Origin of the sequence: Sorangium sp. So ce185, from assembly GCF_051526825.1 — a bacterium.
Classification (GTDB): Bacteria; Myxococcota_A; Polyangia; order Polyangiales; family Polyangiaceae; genus Sorangium; species Sorangium cellulosum_D.
Map to the genome: position 1 here is coordinate 4,612,421 of NZ_CP150316.1, position 15,145 is coordinate 4,627,565.

A 15,145-nucleotide genomic window follows, 5' to 3' on the forward strand; every position below is an offset into this window, starting at 1 on the left:
TCAGCGCCGCGCGCGGTGCGATGCCGGCGCGTCCGGCGGCTCGTCGCTCCACTCGACCGCGATCGATTCCTCGTTCGCGCCCGCGGGGCGCTCCCACTCGGTGGTGATCGATCCGCCGCTCACGGGCGGCTCGTCGCTCCACTCGACCGCGATGCTGTCGACGGCGGTCGGGCTGCTCGCGGGGCCCACCGGGACCGTGATCGGCCCGTTGTCGTCTTCCGGGGCGGCGGGCGCGCGCTGCCCGTGCAGCGTGACCGCGTCGGGATCGAGCGCGTGCGCGAACCGCGACGCGTACGGGGGCGGCTCGCGGCGCAGCAGGGCGAGGACGTCCTCGAGCATGAGGCGCGCGTCGGGGTAGCGCTGGTCGCGGTCGAAGGCGAGCGCGCGGTCGACGACGAGGCACACGTCGCGCGGCGCGTACGGCGCGCGCTGCGAGAGCGGCGGCGCCGGCTCCCGGCCCATCTTCAGCAGGAGGTCGAAGTCGGTGCTCGCCTCGTGCACGTGGCGGCCGGCGATCAGCCGGAACATGGTGGCGCCGACCGCGAACAGATCGGCACGGGCGTCGATGTCGCGGCCCTTGGCCTGCTCCGGCGGCATGTACGGCGTCGTGCCGAGCACGAGGCCCATCCGCGTGAGCTCCCCCAGGAGGCCAGAGTCCTGCCGGATCCGCGCGAGGCCGAAATCGAGGACCTTGATGCGCGGGCCGCCGGCGGGCGCGGGCGTGGACGCGGGGGCGTCGCGGACGACGTACAGGTTGGGCGGCTTGATGTCGCGGTGGATGATCCCCTGCGCGTGCGCCGCGCCGAGCGTGTCGAGCACCTGCGCGGCGAAGCCGAGCACCTCGGCGAGCGGCAGGCCGCCCAGGCGGCGCTCGCGCTCGGCGAGCGACTCGCCCTCGAGCAGCTCCATGACGAGGAACGGCGCGCCGTCCTCGGCGACGTCGATGTCGCGGATCTCGACGGCGCCCGGGTGGCGGAAGCGGTTCGCGGCCTGCGCCTCGCGCTCGAACCGGTCGCAGATCTCCTTCGACTGCGCGGCCTGCGGGTGGAGGATCTTGAGCGCGTCGCGGCGCCCGATGCGGTGGACGCCGACGTACACGGCGGCCATGCCGCCGGCGCCGAGCAGCCGCTCCAGCGTCCACTTGTTGCGGATCGTGGTCCCCACGCGTTGTAAGGCCGTGTCGCTGCTCATGGGGTCCTTGCTGGGCCCATGGAAGCGGGGCGGGCGCACGCGGTCAAGCGTATGCTCTCCGCGCGCGGGGGAAGGCAGAGCGATGGCGAAACCGGACAAGCAGAGCGGGCGGCGGTACACCGAGGCCGAGGTGCGGGCGATCCTGGAGCGCGCCCTCCGGGACGCGCAGGCGCGCGACGTCGGCCATGACGAGCTGGTCGCGGCCGCGGAGGAGATCGGCATCTCGCGGGGCGCGATCGAGGCCGCGTCGCGCGACATCGAGCATGTCCGGGGCGAGGCGGAGGCGCGCGCGGCGATCCTCGCGCGCCGGCGCAAGGGGTTCCGCTCGCACCTGTTCTCGTTCCTCGTCGTGAACGCGTTCCTCTTCGCGGTCAACGCGCTCACGCCCGGGCCGTGGTGGTTCTTCTGGCCGCTGCTCGGCTGGGGCCTGGGGCTCGCCTTCCATGCGCGCGCCGCGCTCTCCAGCGACGTGTCCCCGCGGCAGCTCCGGCGGGCGATCGAGCGCAACGCCGCGCTGGCGCAGCGGGAGGAGCACCGGCGGCTGAAGGAGCGGCGCAGGGCGGAGCAGCTCGAGCGCAAGCAGCGCCTCGAGCGGAGCGCGGAGGAGCTCGGGCACGCCGTCGAGGAGGGCGTCGCGACGGTGCTGTCGCGGATCGCGCAGGAGATCCGCGGCAGCGCGCCGCCGCCGCCGTCGCCCGAGGACGCGCGGCGCGGGCGGCGGATCGCGCCGCTCGGCGCGGAGGAGGCCGGGATGGACGACGCCGAGTCCGAGGCGCTCGGCGAGGAGGAGGCGGATCGCGCGGCCCGGCGAGGCCGCGGCGGGCGCTGACGGCGGCGGGTGGCGCGAACGCACAACCGAATGGCGCGTTCGTGAACGCGCGCCCACCGCCCCGCGCGTACACATCCTCACGACGATCGCGCGACGGGCGCGCCCTTCGCTCACCCCGGCTGCGCGCCGACCCGCTGCCGCGGGCGGGCGCCGGGGTGCGCGTTCGCGCCATCACAACGAGGGAGTAAGCAGACCATGCTGAAGAACATCTTGATGGCTCTCGGACTCGCCACCTCTGTTGCCGCCTGCATGGCCGAGCCGAGCGAATCGGCACCTGAGGCCGAGGCGGTCGCCGGCGAGGAGGCCGTGGACTCCGCCGAGCAGGCGCTGATGTCGACCGGCTTCACCCGGACCTATTACAGCGACAGCTCGTTCAAGACACCGATTGGCGTCGAGACCCGCGACTGCGACCCCGATTATAATGAGTTCTTCGGAGAAGCGTCGAGGTACTACAAGCAGCGTCGCTACAACTGCCCCGGCAGCACCATGCCCGGGCTTCCCTCGACGAACTGTTACATCTGCTACGACAACGCGGTCCCCGGCGGCCCGCCGTCCGTGGCGTGCGTCGGCTCCTCGTGCCCGGCCTTCTGAGCAGGCTCGGCCTGAGCAGGCTCGGCGCGGACTGAGCAGGTTCGGCGCGGGCTGAGCAGGCTCGGCGCTGGAGCCCCGGTGGTGCGCCGACCTGCGCCAGCCCCCATGGCCCAGGTTGGCGCGGTCCTAACGCCGGCACCCGGGGCGGCGGTGGCCTACGCGCACCGGTGCGGACGGCGCGGGGGGGGCCGGGGCGCGCGCGCTCCGGAAGCGCGCGGAGAGGCGGGCCCCGCGAGGGCATGGAGGCGGCTGGCGCCGAGGCGAGGGGCGCGGCCGGGCGCGTGGCATGTCGAGTGCGTTAGTCAGGCTAACGAACTAACCAACCGACAACCCGAGCCCTCCGCGTCGGCGCTGAACGGCCGCAGCGCGCTCCGCGCGCCGCGGCGTACAGCGCTCGATCGACGGCGCACGTCCGATGTCCGCCAATGGTCTCTCTCGACGAGTTGAAGAGCGCTTCCAGCATCGATGAGCTCCTGGCCGATCCGATCGGCAAGTACTTCGTCGACCCGACGTTCGTCTTCTGGTACCCCGAGCGCGCCTTCAAGGGGTTCTCGCTGTGGGGGCAGCCGAGCGCCGGCGACATCGAGCGCCTCAATCGGCTGAACGACGCGGTGCTGACGCCGCACGGCGGCCGTCACGTGTCGTTCGTCGACCTCCAGGGCCTCGAGGGCGCCGACCCGGCGGCGTTCGCGTCGATGGCGGCTTACCTCTCGGCGCGCTGGCAGCCGTTTCGCGAGCTGGTCCTACGGCAGGCGCTGGTGCGGCCGCCGGGGTTCGCCGGCGCCGTGGTCTCCGGCTTTTACGAGGTCCTGAAGCCTTCGTTCCCGGTCGCCGTGTTCGACGGCATCGGCGAGGCGCTCGCCTGGCTCGGCTTTGGCGATCGCGAGGCGCTGGTCGGGCGCGTGATCGGGCTGCGAGAGCAGGCCGGCGAGGCCGCCGGCGTGCTCGGCTCGCTTCGGCGCTTGCTCTGCGCGTCGCCCTGCCGGCCCGCCCTGGCGGAGGCGGCGCGGGCGCTCCACCTCTCCGAGCGCTCGTTGCAGCGGCACCTGCGGCGAGCCGGCACGACGTTCCAGGCCGAGGTGAACGCCGCGCGGGTGCGCGTCGCCCAGGGGAGGATGCTCACGGGCGACGACAGCCTGACGGCGATCGCGCTCGACGTGGGCTGCGCGTCGGCGCAGCACTTCAGCGCGATGTTCCGCAAGGCGACGGGGCAGAGCCCGAGCGAGTGGCGGGCGCGCGCGCGCGGCGCGCCCCGCCGCGCCGCGCCAAGGAGCGGAGCCCTTGCGGCTCTGCCTCTGCACGGGCCTGCGCTTCCTGTGCTCCGCCGGGGCTCGTCCGGCGGCGGTCAGCGCGGCCCGGGGAGATCTTTGCCCATGCACACGCTGAGCGGCGAGCCCAGGTACTCGCCGAACGGCGGGATCTCCACGAAGCCCGCGCGGCGGTAGAGCGCGAGCGCCTCGGGCTGCCTCACCCCGGTCTCGAGCACGAGGCGCGTCCGGCCGAGGGCCAGCGCCTGCTCCTCGAGCGCGCGGAGGATGGCGCCCGCGATGCCGCGTCCGCGCGCTTCCGGGACCACGTACATGCGCTTGATCTCGGCGGCCGTTGTGTCGAGGGCGCGCACGGCGCCGCAGCCCACGGGCACCTCCCGCGCGTACGCCACGAGGAAGGCGCCGCGCCCCGGGGTGACCTCCGCTGCATCCAGCCGGAAATGGGTCGCTCCCTCCTCGGGGTACCGCTCGGTGAGCTCCGCGTTCAGCCGCCCGATCAACGAGAGCGCTACGGAGGAGAGCAGATCTTCGGCCCGGATCACCGCGGGCAGCGCGCGCGACGCCATGCCGCCTCTAGAGCATGGTTTGCAGACGGGGGGAAGGCCGCGCCTGCGCGCCGACGAGATCATGACGAAGAGCGATCGACGGCACCGCAACTTCGTCTGATCCGGGCCGTGACGTCGCGAGGAACAGCGCAATGTGGGGCGTAACGGCAACCCACAGTCAAATGCGTTTTAATCAGTATGCAGCGCGCGCAGTGTGGCTGTATGCTGCGACGGCCGCTATGAGAGCTTGACTTCAGGATCGAGTTTGGATTTCCTAGCCTATCGAGAGGATTGGAGGATGGCATGCGGCACGCAGGGGGCGCGGCCCCGGACATCGGCCCCGCGACCCTGAACCCGGACATCGGGCCCGCGACCCTGAAGCGGATCACCCGTCACCTGATGCCGCTCTTCTGCCTGATGTACCTGATCGCGTACATCGACCGGCAGAACGTCTCCTACGCCAAGCTGGAGATGGTGGGCGCCCTGGGCCTCACCGAAGCCGCCTACGGCCTCGGCGCCTCGCTGTTCTTCCTCGGCTACTTCCTGTTCGAGGCGCCGGCCAACCTGATCCTCGTCCGCGTCGGCGCCCGGGTCTGGTTCAGCCGGATCATGGGCACCTGGGGCCTCGTTACCATCGCGCTGGGGTTCACCCAGAGCCCGGCCATGTTCTTCGTCCTGCGCTTCCTGCTGGGCGTGGCGGAGGCCGGGTTCTTCCCGGGCGTGCTCTATGTCCTGACCCTCTGGTACCCGCAGGCGCACCGCGCCCGCATGATCGGCGCCTTCATGATCGCCAGCGCCGTGGCCAACGCGGTGGGTTCCGTCATCGGCGGCGCGCTGCTCGACCTCGACGGCCTCCTGGGGCTGGCTGGCTGGCAGTGGGTGTTCGTGGCCACCGGCGCTCCCGCCGTCCTGCTCGCGCCCTACGTCCTCTGGCGCCTGCCGAGCCACCCCGAGCAGGCCCGCTTCCTCACCCCCGACCAGAAGGCCTGGCTCGCCAGTACCCTCGCCGCGGAGCCCCGCCAACAGGCGGAAGGCTCCCCCTGGCGGGCCTTGCTGGACATACGAGTGATGGCGCTCGCCGGATTGTATGTCGGTTTGCCGCTCGGCGCTTACGGCCTCAGCTACTGGCTGCCCACCCTCGTGAAGGGCTTCGGCGCTTCCAACATCCAGAACGGCTTCATCAACGTCATCCCCTGGGTCTTCGTCGCCTTGGCGCTCTGGTGGGTGCCGCGCCATGCCGCCCGCAACGGCGTCAGCGCCTGGCACATCTCCGGCCCCATGCTGCTGGGCGCCCTCACCCTGGTGCTGAGCGTGGTCATGCCGGGCGCAGCGCTCAAGTTCGCCCTGCTATGCGTCGCCGCCGCCGCCATCTTCGCCGGCCAGCCGGTGTTCTGGAGCGTGCCCCAGAAGATCCTCGCGGGCCCGCACGCCGCCGCCGGCATCGCCGCCATCAACTCGGTGGGCAACCTCGGCGGCTTCGTGGCCCAGAACGTGGTGCCGCGCATCTACGACGCGACCGGCAGCCAGCTCGCCCCCATGCTGTTCCTGGCCGGCTGCCTCATCATCGCCGGCGTCAGCATCCAGGTGCTCGTCCCCCGGCTGGCAGACTGGTAGGGCGCCGGCGGAATCAGCCGGATGCGCCGAGCGTGCCGGTGGCGAACGCCCTCTTCCGCGTTCGCCCTGCAATTCGCATTTCGCAGGTCGTGGCTGTGGAGTGAAGGCGGCGCCTTCGATGCGTGAATCAATGGTTGAGATGGCGTCGCTTTTTCCGGTGGTGGTGGATCGCATTCGATGTGCCGCAGCGGCCGGTTGACGACGAGGCTCGACCATCGAGGAGCTTGACATTTGAATCGCTTTTTGATTTCCTAGTCCAGTTGTTCTTCGGAACGCCTGAGGCGTAGTTTTGCACGCTACCTGCAGCGCGCTGCGCGCTTAGGACACCGCGGTGAGAATGCAGAATGCGCCAATGCATTGATAGCGCGGGCTACGGAATTCGATTTTGGCACTGATGCGCGTTGGAGGTCCTCATGCACCTAAAGAACTGGCCTGCTGTCCTTTCGCTCTCGGTCATCTCTGTCCTCCCCGCCGCGGTGTATGCCAGCGACCCCGCTAACCTTCCCGTTCCGCCCGCGGGTTTCGATGCCAAGAACCCCGGCATCCCCCATGGGAAGCTGGACGTCTCCGTCAGCTATCCGACCCGGAACTACGGAATGCGGAAAGTGACGGTTTACATGCCGCCGGGGTATTCGACGGACCGGAAATATCCTGTCGTTTACCTGCATCATGGAATCGGCGGCAATGAGGTTTCCTGGATCGGCCAGGGGAGCAACGAAGGCAATGCCGACAACATCATGGACTATCTGTACTCGAAGAACTTGGCCAAACCCATGATCGTTGTGATGCCCAGCGGCAAGATGGACGGTGCGGACGATTTCGCGCGCTTCGCGAATTTCGGGGACGTCCTGCTCAACGACCTGATCCCCTGGGTCGAGAGGACGTATTCCGCCGCGACGGATGCCGATCTGCGGGCCATCTCCGGCCTGTCAATGGGCGGGGGGCAGACCTTCAACTTCGGGTTCCCTAATACCGATGTTTTCCACTACATCGGGCCGTATTCGGCTGCGCCCAACACCCAGCAGCCAAGTCAGACCATCAGGGATGTGGCTGCGGTCAAGGAGAACGTGAAGCTCATCTTCATCTCTTGCGGGAGTACGGACGGGCTGATCGGCAACAGCAAAAATTATCACGACTTCCTGGACGCGAACAACATCGACCATATTTACCAGATCGAGCCGAATGAAGGCCATACCAAGACCGTCTGGAACCGCAGCTTTTACAACTTCGCCCAACGCATTTTCCTCGACGATGGCGCGACGGGCGGCGGCGGGGCCGGCGGCGGCGGGGCGGGCGGCGGCGGGGCGGCCGGCGGCGAGGCGGGCGGCGGCGGGGCGGGCGGGGCCTCGGGCGACGGCGGTAGTGCAGGGGACGGAGGCGGAAACGGCGGGGGCGCGACCGGCGGTGATGCCGTCACGACAGGCGGTTCTCCAGCGACTGGTGGGCAGGTCGCGAGCAGTGGGAGCAGCGGCACCGACGAAGGTACGCCCTCGACGGACGACTCTGGCTGCAGCTGCTCGGTCCCCGGGTCCAACCCCGGAACGCCGCCTTGGCGCTTCGGGCTCTATCTTGCGGCAATCGGCGCCGTCATCTTCAGAGCGCGAGCAAGACGGAATCAAGGCTGATCCGTCGAGCGTCGCTCCGTGCGGCTTCACGCGAGGAGCCATAGGCGTCTTGCCGGCACCGTCGAGCGGCGCCGGACTCGGCCGGCGAGCGAGGCAGATCGTCGAGACCCTTCGGGCTCCTCTATACCTCTATAACCTCTCCACGAGCTGGCTCCACCTCGGGATCGAGGAGTAGCGGTCGCTGATCTTTCTCGTGCTCGTGGTCGCGGGCAGGCCCCCGGCGCTCTTCGTCGCGCGGACGCCGCCCGGATCCCGTGGACCTATGTCGGCGTCGTCTGGATTTGCTGCCTCACCTGGCTGCCGATCGACGAGCTCTTGCCGCGGAGGGAGGGCTCGGAACGTCGCCCTTCCCCAGGGCGAGCAGCGCGCCCCCGGGAACATGGATGCCGAGCGCGCTCAGATCGAGCAGCGGATCGAGGCGCTCCGCCCGAGCACCCGATGACGCGCCGCCGCCGCAGGTACTGCCTCGCGCGGCGACACGGCCGTGGCTACCGCGCGGCGGCGCCGCTACTCGGAGCGCTGCTCGCCGAGCGGCGCCTCGCCGGATTCAGGGCCGAGCCGCTCGACCTCGTCCCAGAGGGCGTCGAGGTCGAGCGTGAGCCCCTCGAGGCCCGGCACGCCGGAGACCACGCCGTCCGCCGCGGCGTGCGCGTGCACGTAGCGGCCGTCCGCGCCGAGCTCCAGGAGATCGAGCGTCGCTGCCTGCGGGTCGATGAGCCAGTACCAGCGCACCCCGAAGAGCGCGTATTCGTGCAGCTTCTCCACGCGGTCCCGGCGCGCGTCGCGCGGCGACGGAGAGAGCACCTCGACCATGATGTCGGGCGGGACGCGGATCGCGCCGCGGCGCGGCGGCTTGCGGCTCCCGGGCAGGTACGCGGAGGCGTCGGGCTTGCGGCCGGACGAGGAGGTCACGGCGAACTTCGCCTCGGAGCCCAGCACCAGCCCGCCCCGCGCGACCAGCCAGCTCCGGAGCACCCCGATGACCCAGGCCACGATGACCTCGTGAACTGCGTCCGGCACCTCTTCCTCCGCGAGCACGCCGTCCACGAGCTCGCCAGGCTCGTCTTCCGGCAGGCTGGTCCAGTCGGCGAGGGTCAGCCTCCGCCTGGCTGGCGCCTCGCTGACCGCGCTCTGCCGGATGACGACTGCGCCCTGCACCATGACGACGGGTCCAGCGTAGCACGACTTCGCCGGTCTCCTCGGGGCATCGCCCGGGCCCCGGCGGCGGCCCGGCGCTTCCCGCCCTCCCGCTTCCGCCCCGCGGCCGCCCCGGCTACCCTCGGCCGGATGTTTCACCCCGTCGTCGACCGGTGGTTCCAGGGGCGCTTCGGCGCCCCCGCCCCCGCGCAGGAGCGCGCCTGGCCGGTCATCGCGGCCGGCCGCGACACGCTGATCTGCGCGCCGACCGGCGCCGGCAAGACGCTCGCCGCCTTCCTCTTCTGCCTCGACCGGCTCGTCCGCGACGCGGCGCGGGGCGCCCTCGAGGACCGCACCGACGTCCTCTACATCTCGCCGCTCAAGGCGCTCTCCCACGACGTCCACCGCAACCTCGAGCAGCCCATCGCCGAGATCTCCGCGGCCATGCGGGAAGCGGGCCTGCCCGCGCCGGGCATCCGCGCCGTCGTGCGCACCGGGGACAGCCCGGCGCAGGAGCGGCGCGCCATGGCCGCCCGGCCGCCACACGTGCTCGTCACCACGCCGGAGTCGGCGTTCATCCTGCTGACGAGCGAGTCGGGGCGGCGCGCGCTCGCCGGGGTGCGCACCGTCATCGTCGACGAGGTCCACGCCGTCGCCGGGGACAAGCGCGGCGCCCACCTCGCGCTCACGCTCGAGCGGCTCGAGGACCTCGTGATCTCCCGCGGCGGCGCCCGGCCGCAGCGCGTGGGCCTCAGCGCCACGGTGCGCCCGATCGAGATCGCCGCCCGGCTCGTCGCCGGCGCGCGCGAGCTGCCCGAGATCGTCGACGTCGGGCACCGGCGGGACCTCGACCTCGCCGTCGAGGTGCCCCGCGACGAGCTCGGCGCGGTCTGCACGAACGAGCAGTGGGCCGAGATCTACGACCGTATCGCGGCGCTCGCGGGGGAGGCGCGCTCGACCCTGGTCTTCGTCAACACGCGCCGCCTGGTCGAGCGGGTCGCGCACGCGCTCGCCGAGCGGATCGGCGAGGACGTCGTCGCGGCCCACCACGGCAGCCTCTCGCGGGCTCGGCGCCTCTCGGCCGAGCGGCGGCTCAAGGCGGGGGAGCTCCGCGTCGTGGTCGCGACCGCGTCGCTCGAGCTCGGCATCGACGTGGGCGCGGTCGACCTCGCCTGCCTCGTGGGCTCGCCGCGGTCGATCAACGTCGCCCTCCAGCGCATCGGCCGCTCGGGCCACGCGCTCGCGGCGACGCCGCGCGGGCGGCTCTTCCCGCTGACGCGCGACCAGCTCGTCGAGTGCGCGGCGATCGTGCGCGCGGCGCGGCGCGGGGAGCTCGACCGGATGACGTCGCGCGAGGGGCCGCTCGACGTGCTGGCGCAGCAGATCATCGCCGCGTGCGCGTGCGAGGAGCGGGACGAGGAGGGGCTCTACGCGCTCGTCCGGCGGGCCGCGCCGTACGAGGGCCTGTCGCGCCGCGAGTTCGACGCGATCGTGGCCATGGTGTCGGGCGGCGCCGCGGGCGCGGGCGGCGAGGGCGCCTCGGCGGCCCGGGGCGCGCGGCAGCGGGCCGGGTCGCTCGTCTACCGCGACGCCATCGGGGGCCGGCTGCGCGGGCGGCGCGGCGCGCGGCTCGCGGCGCTCACGTCGGGCGGGGCGATCCCGGACCTCGCGGCCGTCGACGTGGTGCTCCAGCCCGACGGCACGAAGGTCGGCACCCTCGACGAGGACTTCGCGATCGAGTCGTCCGCGGGCGACGTGTTCCTGCTGGGCAACACCTCGTGGCGCGTGCTCCGGCTGGAGGGCGGGCAGATGTGGGTCGAGGACGCCCACGGCGCCGCGCCGACGGTGCCGTTCTGGCTCGGCGAGGCGCCCGCGCGCACGCCGGAGCTCTCGGCCGAGGTCGCGGCGCTCCGCGCCGAGGTCGCCGCGCGGCTCGAGGAGGAGCGGGCCGAGGCCGGCCGTCCGGGGGCGCGGCGCGGCGAGGGCGGCGGCGAGGACGCGCGCGCGGCGAGGTCGCTGGCCGCGCGGTGGCTCATGCAGGAGTGCGCGCTCGACGCGCGCGGCGCGCTGCTCGTGCGCGACTACATCGAGGCCGGGCGCGCGGCGCTCGGCGCGGTCCCGGGCGGCGCGACCGTGGTGGTCGAGCGCTTCTTCGACGAGGCCGGGGGGCAGCAGATCGTCGTGCACACGCCGCTCGGCGGCAAGGTGAACCGGGCGCTCGGGCTCGCGCTCCGCAAGCGCTTCTGCCGCTCGTTCGACTTCGAGCTCCAGGCGGCGGCGACCGACGACGGCGTGCTGCTGTCGCTCTCGGCGGAGCACGGGCTGCCGATCGAGGACGTGCTCGATCTCGTCCGCCCCGAGGGCCTCGAGGAGGTGCTGGTGCAGGCGGCGCTCCAGGGCCCGATGTTCCGCACGCGGTTCCGCTGGGCCGCGTCCCGCGCGCTCGCGCTGCTCCGCTTCCGCGGGGGCCGGCGGGTGCCGCCGGCGCTCCAGCGCATGCGCGCCGACGACCTCCTGCTCTCGATCTTCCCCGAGCAGCAGGGGTGCCAGGACAACCACGGGCTCTTCGCGCACGTCGACCCGCCGGACCACCCGCTCGTCCGCGAGGCGCTGCGCGACTGCCTGACCGAGCTCATGGACGTCGAGGGGCTGCGGAGCCTGCTCGTCGGCCTGCGCAGCGGGGCGATCCGGGTCGTCGCGCTCGACACGCCGGAGCCGAGCGTCTTCTCGCACGAGATCCTGAACGCGAACCCCTACGCGTTCCTCGACGACGCCCCGCTGGAGGAGCGGCGGGCCCGCGCGGTCCGGGTGCGGCGCGGGCTCCCGGCGGAGGTGTCGGAGCGGCTGGGCGGGCTCGATCCCGCGGTCATCGCCGAGGTCGTCGCCGAGGCGCGGCCGGAGGTGCGCGACGCGGACGAGCTGCACGAGCTCCTGCTCGACCGGGTCGCGCTGCCCGCCGAGGAGGGGATCCGGAGCGGCTTCGCGCGGCTCTTCGAGGCGCTCTGCGCCGCGGGGCGGGCGGCGGAGGTGCGCGCCGCGCGCGACGCCGGCGCGGGGTCGCCGGCCGCGCCGCGCTGGGTCGCGACGGAGCGGCGGCCGCTCGTCGAGGCGATCTGGCCGGGGGCCGCGTTCGCGCCCGACGTCGCCGTGCCGCCCGCGCTGCGCCCCGAGGGCGGGGGCGAAGACCGCGGCGCCGCGATCACGGCGCTCGTGCGCGGCTTCCTGAGCGCCGCGGGGCCGGTCTCGACCGAGGAGCTCGCGCGGCGGCTCGACGTGCCCGCCGACGAGGCGCTGTCCGCGCTCGCGCGGATCGAGCTCGCGGGCGGCGCGCTGCGCGGGCGCTTCCTGAGGGGCGCGCCGGGCGATCCATGCGATCTGTCGATCGAGTGGTGCGACCGCCGCCTCCTCGCGCGCATCCACCGCCGCACCGTCACGGGCCTGCGCAAGGCGATCGAGCCGGCGACCGCGGCGGAGCTCATCCGGTTCCTCCTTGCGTGGCAGGGCGTGGCGCCGGGCACCCAGGCGCGCGGGCCCGGGGGGCTCGGGCGGGTGATCGAGCAGCTGCAGGGCTTCGAGCTCGCCGCCGGGGCGTGGGAGAGCGAGGTGCTGCCCGCGCGCGTGGCCGGTTACGACGAGGGGCTGCTCGACGCGCTCTGCCTGTCCGGCGAGGTGGCCTGGGGCCGCGTGGTCCCGCGCGACGCGTCGGCGCCCACGCGCGCGGCGCCGATCACGCTGGCCCTGCGGCGCGATCTCCCGTGGCTGCTCGCGCCGCGGGAGGCCGAGGGCGAGCCGCCGCCGGCGTCGCTCTCGGAGCCGGCGCAGGGCGTGCTGTCGTTCCTCGCGCGGGCGGGCGCGTCGTTCTTCGACGACATCGCCGCGGGCGCGGGCCGGTCCCGGGCCGAGGTCGAGGAGGCGCTCTGGGAGCTCGTCGCCGCCGGGCTCGTGACCGGCGACGGCTTCGCGGCGCTGCGCTCGCTGCTCGGCGGCGGCGCCGCCGCGCCCGTCGCGCTGGGCGCCGGCCGCTTGCGGGGCGGGTCGCGCCGGGCGGGGCCCGTCGCGTCGGGCCGGTGGTCGCTGCTGCGGGCGCGCCCGGACGCGCCCGGCGCCGGCGGGGACGGGGCCGACGGACTCGACGTCGTCGAGGCGCTCGCGCACCAGTACCTCCGCCGCTACGGCGTGGTCTGCCGCGAGCTGCTCGCGCGCGAGCCGCGGCCGCCGGCGTGGCGCGACCTCCTGCGGGTCTACCGGCGGCTCGAGATGGCCGGGCAGATCCGGGGCGGCCACCTCATCGCCGGCTTCGTGGGCGAGCACTTCGCGCTGCCCGAGGCGCTCGACGGGCTCCGCGCCGTCCGGCGCGAGCCCCCGTCCGGCGAGATCGTCCAGCTGTGCGCGTGCGATCCGCTGAACCTCGTGGGCATCGTCACGCCGGGGCCGCGCATCCCGGCCGCGCTCGGTCACGTGGTGATCTACCGCGATGGAGTCCCGCTCGCGCCCATCGCCCCCGCGGCGGGCGAGCGGCCCCGGGCGCAGGCCGCGTTCTCGCGAGCAGCGGTGTGAGCGTTCCGCCGCGCTCCTCGCCTCCTCCGCTACAGCGTTGAGCGGCGGCCCGCGGATTCAAAGGAACCTCGCGCCCGCGCCGTTTATATACTCGAGGGATGCGTTCACTCGACCATGGCACTCATGTTCGCGCCCTCGTGCTGCTCTCGATCGCCGCCCTCGGCGCCGCGGCCTGCTCGCCCAAGGTGAGGAATTACGGCGATGGGAGCGGCGGTGTCGGCGACGGCGGCGGCAGCGCTGGCGGAGGTGAGCCGGCCGCGGGCGGCGGCGGAGGCGGCGGCAGCAGCGGAGACGGCGGCAGCGGCGGGGAGGGGGGCGCCGCGGCGGCGCCGGGGCGGCTTCGATGGGCGATCCAGATCGGCGAGAACGGCTTCGACTCGGCCGCGAGCGTCGCCGTGGACCCCGAGGGGAACCCGATCGTCATCGGGCGGTTCTCCGGCGCGATCGATCTCGGCGGCGGCCCGATCGTCGCGCAGGACGGCTCCTCGGCGTACCTCGCGAAGTTCGATGGCGACGGCAAGCACCTCTGGAGCAGGTCGTTCGGCTTGAGCCTCCCCGGCGGCCAGCACGTCGCGCACGGCCCCGGCGGCGGGCTCTTCGTGGGCGGGAGCTATTTCCAGAACCTCGATTTCGGCGGCGGCCCGCTGCCCCAGAACAACGGCGGGCTCGGGCTCGCGAGGTTCGACGGCGGCACCGGCGACCACGTCTGGAGCAAGGGGTTCGGTGATCAGTACGTGAAAGAGCTCGAGTACGTCGCCGTGGACGGGCAGGGGGCGGTCCTCATCTCCGGAACCCTGGGCGGCACGGCCGATTTCGGCGGCGGACCGATCGGCGACGCCATCAGCGGCAATGCGGTCTATGTCGCGAAGCTGGACGCGGACGGCAATCACGCCTTCACGCTCTACATCGATGATGGCAGGGCGTCGCTCGCGGCGGGCGGGCTGGCCGTGGACGGGGAGGGCAACGTCGCGATCGCCGGCACGTTCGATCAGAGCTTCAACCTCGACCCGATGAGCGCGCCGCCCCTCGTCTCCAAGGGGGGACGCGATATCTTCTTCGCCAAGGTCGGCCCGAAGGGCGGGCTGCTCTGGCAGAAGGCGTTCGGCAACAGCCTTTACGACGCGGCCTCTCAAGTGGCCTTCGACGCCGCAGGGAACGTGTTCCTGGCCGGGATGTTCCAGGGGAGCGTCGATTTCGGCGGCGGGCCGCTCGTCGCGCTCGGCACGAAGCCGAACTTCTTCGTCGCCAAGTTCGATCCGGCGGGAAATCACCTGTACAGCCGGGGTTTCGGCGACTCCGAGCTGCAGGAGGTCGCGTCGATCGCGGTGGCTCCGGACGGCAGCGCGGTCGTCACGGGGACCTTCCTCGGGAGCATCGATTTCGACGGCACCGTGCTCGAGAGCCAGGGCACGAAAGAGGACCGCAATGGGTATCTCGGCGGGGGAGACATCTTCATCGCGAAGCTCGGGCTCGACGGCGAGCACCTCTTCAGCCGTCAGATCGGCGATCCCGACATGCAGATGGCGGGGGGCGTGGCCCTCGGCCCCAAGGGCGAGGTGTTCGCCGTCGGAGCGTTCCGCGGCACCGTGGATTTCGGCGGCGGCCCCGTGACCACGCGCGGCGAGACCGACGGCTACCTGATGAAGCTCGACCCCTGAGCGACGCCCGGCGCGGGGGCCGCCGGGCCGCCGCTCGGCCGGAGCCCGCGCCCGGCTCCGAGCGTCGAGGCGCGGGCCGCCCGCGCTGCGGTGATCGCGGCCCCGGCGTGCCTGAGCGCACGTTGCGCCC

10 protein-coding genes are annotated in these 15,145 nt (G+C 73.0%); 7 read left to right on the forward strand and 3 right to left on the reverse strand.

Going from position 1 to position 15,145, the window contains the following annotated elements; genetic code table 11:
* Positions 1-1,191: a serine/threonine-protein kinase gene (locus WMF26_RS17020; RefSeq protein ID WP_438001182.1), complete on the reverse strand. Its 1,191-nt coding sequence runs from the start codon at positions 1,189-1,191 to the stop codon at positions 1-3.
* Positions 1,192-1,273: 82 nt separating this feature from the next.
* On the opposite strand from WMF26_RS17020, the gene WMF26_RS17025 reads away from it, so the two are divergent.
* The 3 genes from WMF26_RS17025 (at position 1,274) to WMF26_RS17035 (ending at position 4,056) form a co-directional block, all read left to right on the forward strand.
* Positions 1,274-2,020: a 2TM domain-containing protein gene (locus WMF26_RS17025; RefSeq protein WP_438001183.1), complete on the forward strand. Its 747-nt coding sequence runs from the start codon at positions 1,274-1,276 to the stop codon at positions 2,018-2,020.
* Between the two features lie 213 nt (positions 2,021-2,233).
* Positions 2,234-2,611, forward strand: a complete 378-nt coding sequence (locus tag WMF26_RS17030; protein WP_437338071.1) for a DUF6289 family protein — start codon at positions 2,234-2,236, stop codon at positions 2,609-2,611.
* Between the two features lie 425 nt (positions 2,612-3,036).
* A complete protein-coding gene (locus WMF26_RS17035; RefSeq protein ID WP_438001184.1) occupies positions 3,037-4,056 on the forward strand; it encodes a helix-turn-helix transcriptional regulator in 1,020 nt (339 codons plus the stop codon).
* Here WMF26_RS17035 and WMF26_RS17040 read toward each other — a convergent pair.
* A complete protein-coding gene (locus tag WMF26_RS17040) occupies positions 3,957-4,445 on the reverse strand; it encodes a GNAT family N-acetyltransferase (protein ID WP_438001185.1) in 489 nt (162 codons plus the stop codon). The genes WMF26_RS17035 and WMF26_RS17040 overlap by 100 nt on opposite strands.
* Positions 4,446-4,727: 282 nt before the next feature.
* Between WMF26_RS17040 and WMF26_RS17045 the strand changes: the two genes are divergently transcribed.
* Together WMF26_RS17045 and WMF26_RS17050 are read left to right on the forward strand one after the other, a co-directional pair.
* Positions 4,728-6,038, forward strand: a complete 1,311-nt coding sequence (locus tag WMF26_RS17045) for an MFS transporter (protein ID WP_438001186.1) — start codon at positions 4,728-4,730, stop codon at positions 6,036-6,038.
* 413 nt (positions 6,039-6,451) lie between these two features.
* Positions 6,452-7,663: an alpha/beta hydrolase gene (locus tag WMF26_RS17050; protein ID WP_438001187.1), complete on the forward strand. Its 1,212-nt coding sequence runs from the start codon at positions 6,452-6,454 to the stop codon at positions 7,661-7,663.
* A gap of 507 nt (positions 7,664-8,170) precedes the next feature.
* Here WMF26_RS17050 and WMF26_RS17055 read toward each other — a convergent pair.
* Positions 8,171-8,824: a Uma2 family endonuclease gene (locus WMF26_RS17055; protein ID WP_438001188.1), complete on the reverse strand. Its 654-nt coding sequence runs from the start codon at positions 8,822-8,824 to the stop codon at positions 8,171-8,173.
* 126 nt (positions 8,825-8,950) lie between these two features.
* Between WMF26_RS17055 and WMF26_RS17060 the strand changes: the two genes are divergently transcribed.
* Entirely contained in the window at positions 8,951-13,357 is a 4,407-nt protein-coding gene (locus WMF26_RS17060) for a DEAD/DEAH box helicase (RefSeq protein ID WP_438001189.1), read from the forward strand.
* A gap of 98 nt (positions 13,358-13,455) precedes the next feature.
* Complete coding sequence (locus WMF26_RS17065; RefSeq protein WP_438001190.1) at positions 13,456-15,015, forward strand: hypothetical protein; 1,560 nt, start codon at positions 13,456-13,458, stop codon at positions 15,013-15,015.
* Positions 15,016-15,145 lie beyond the last annotated feature (130 nt).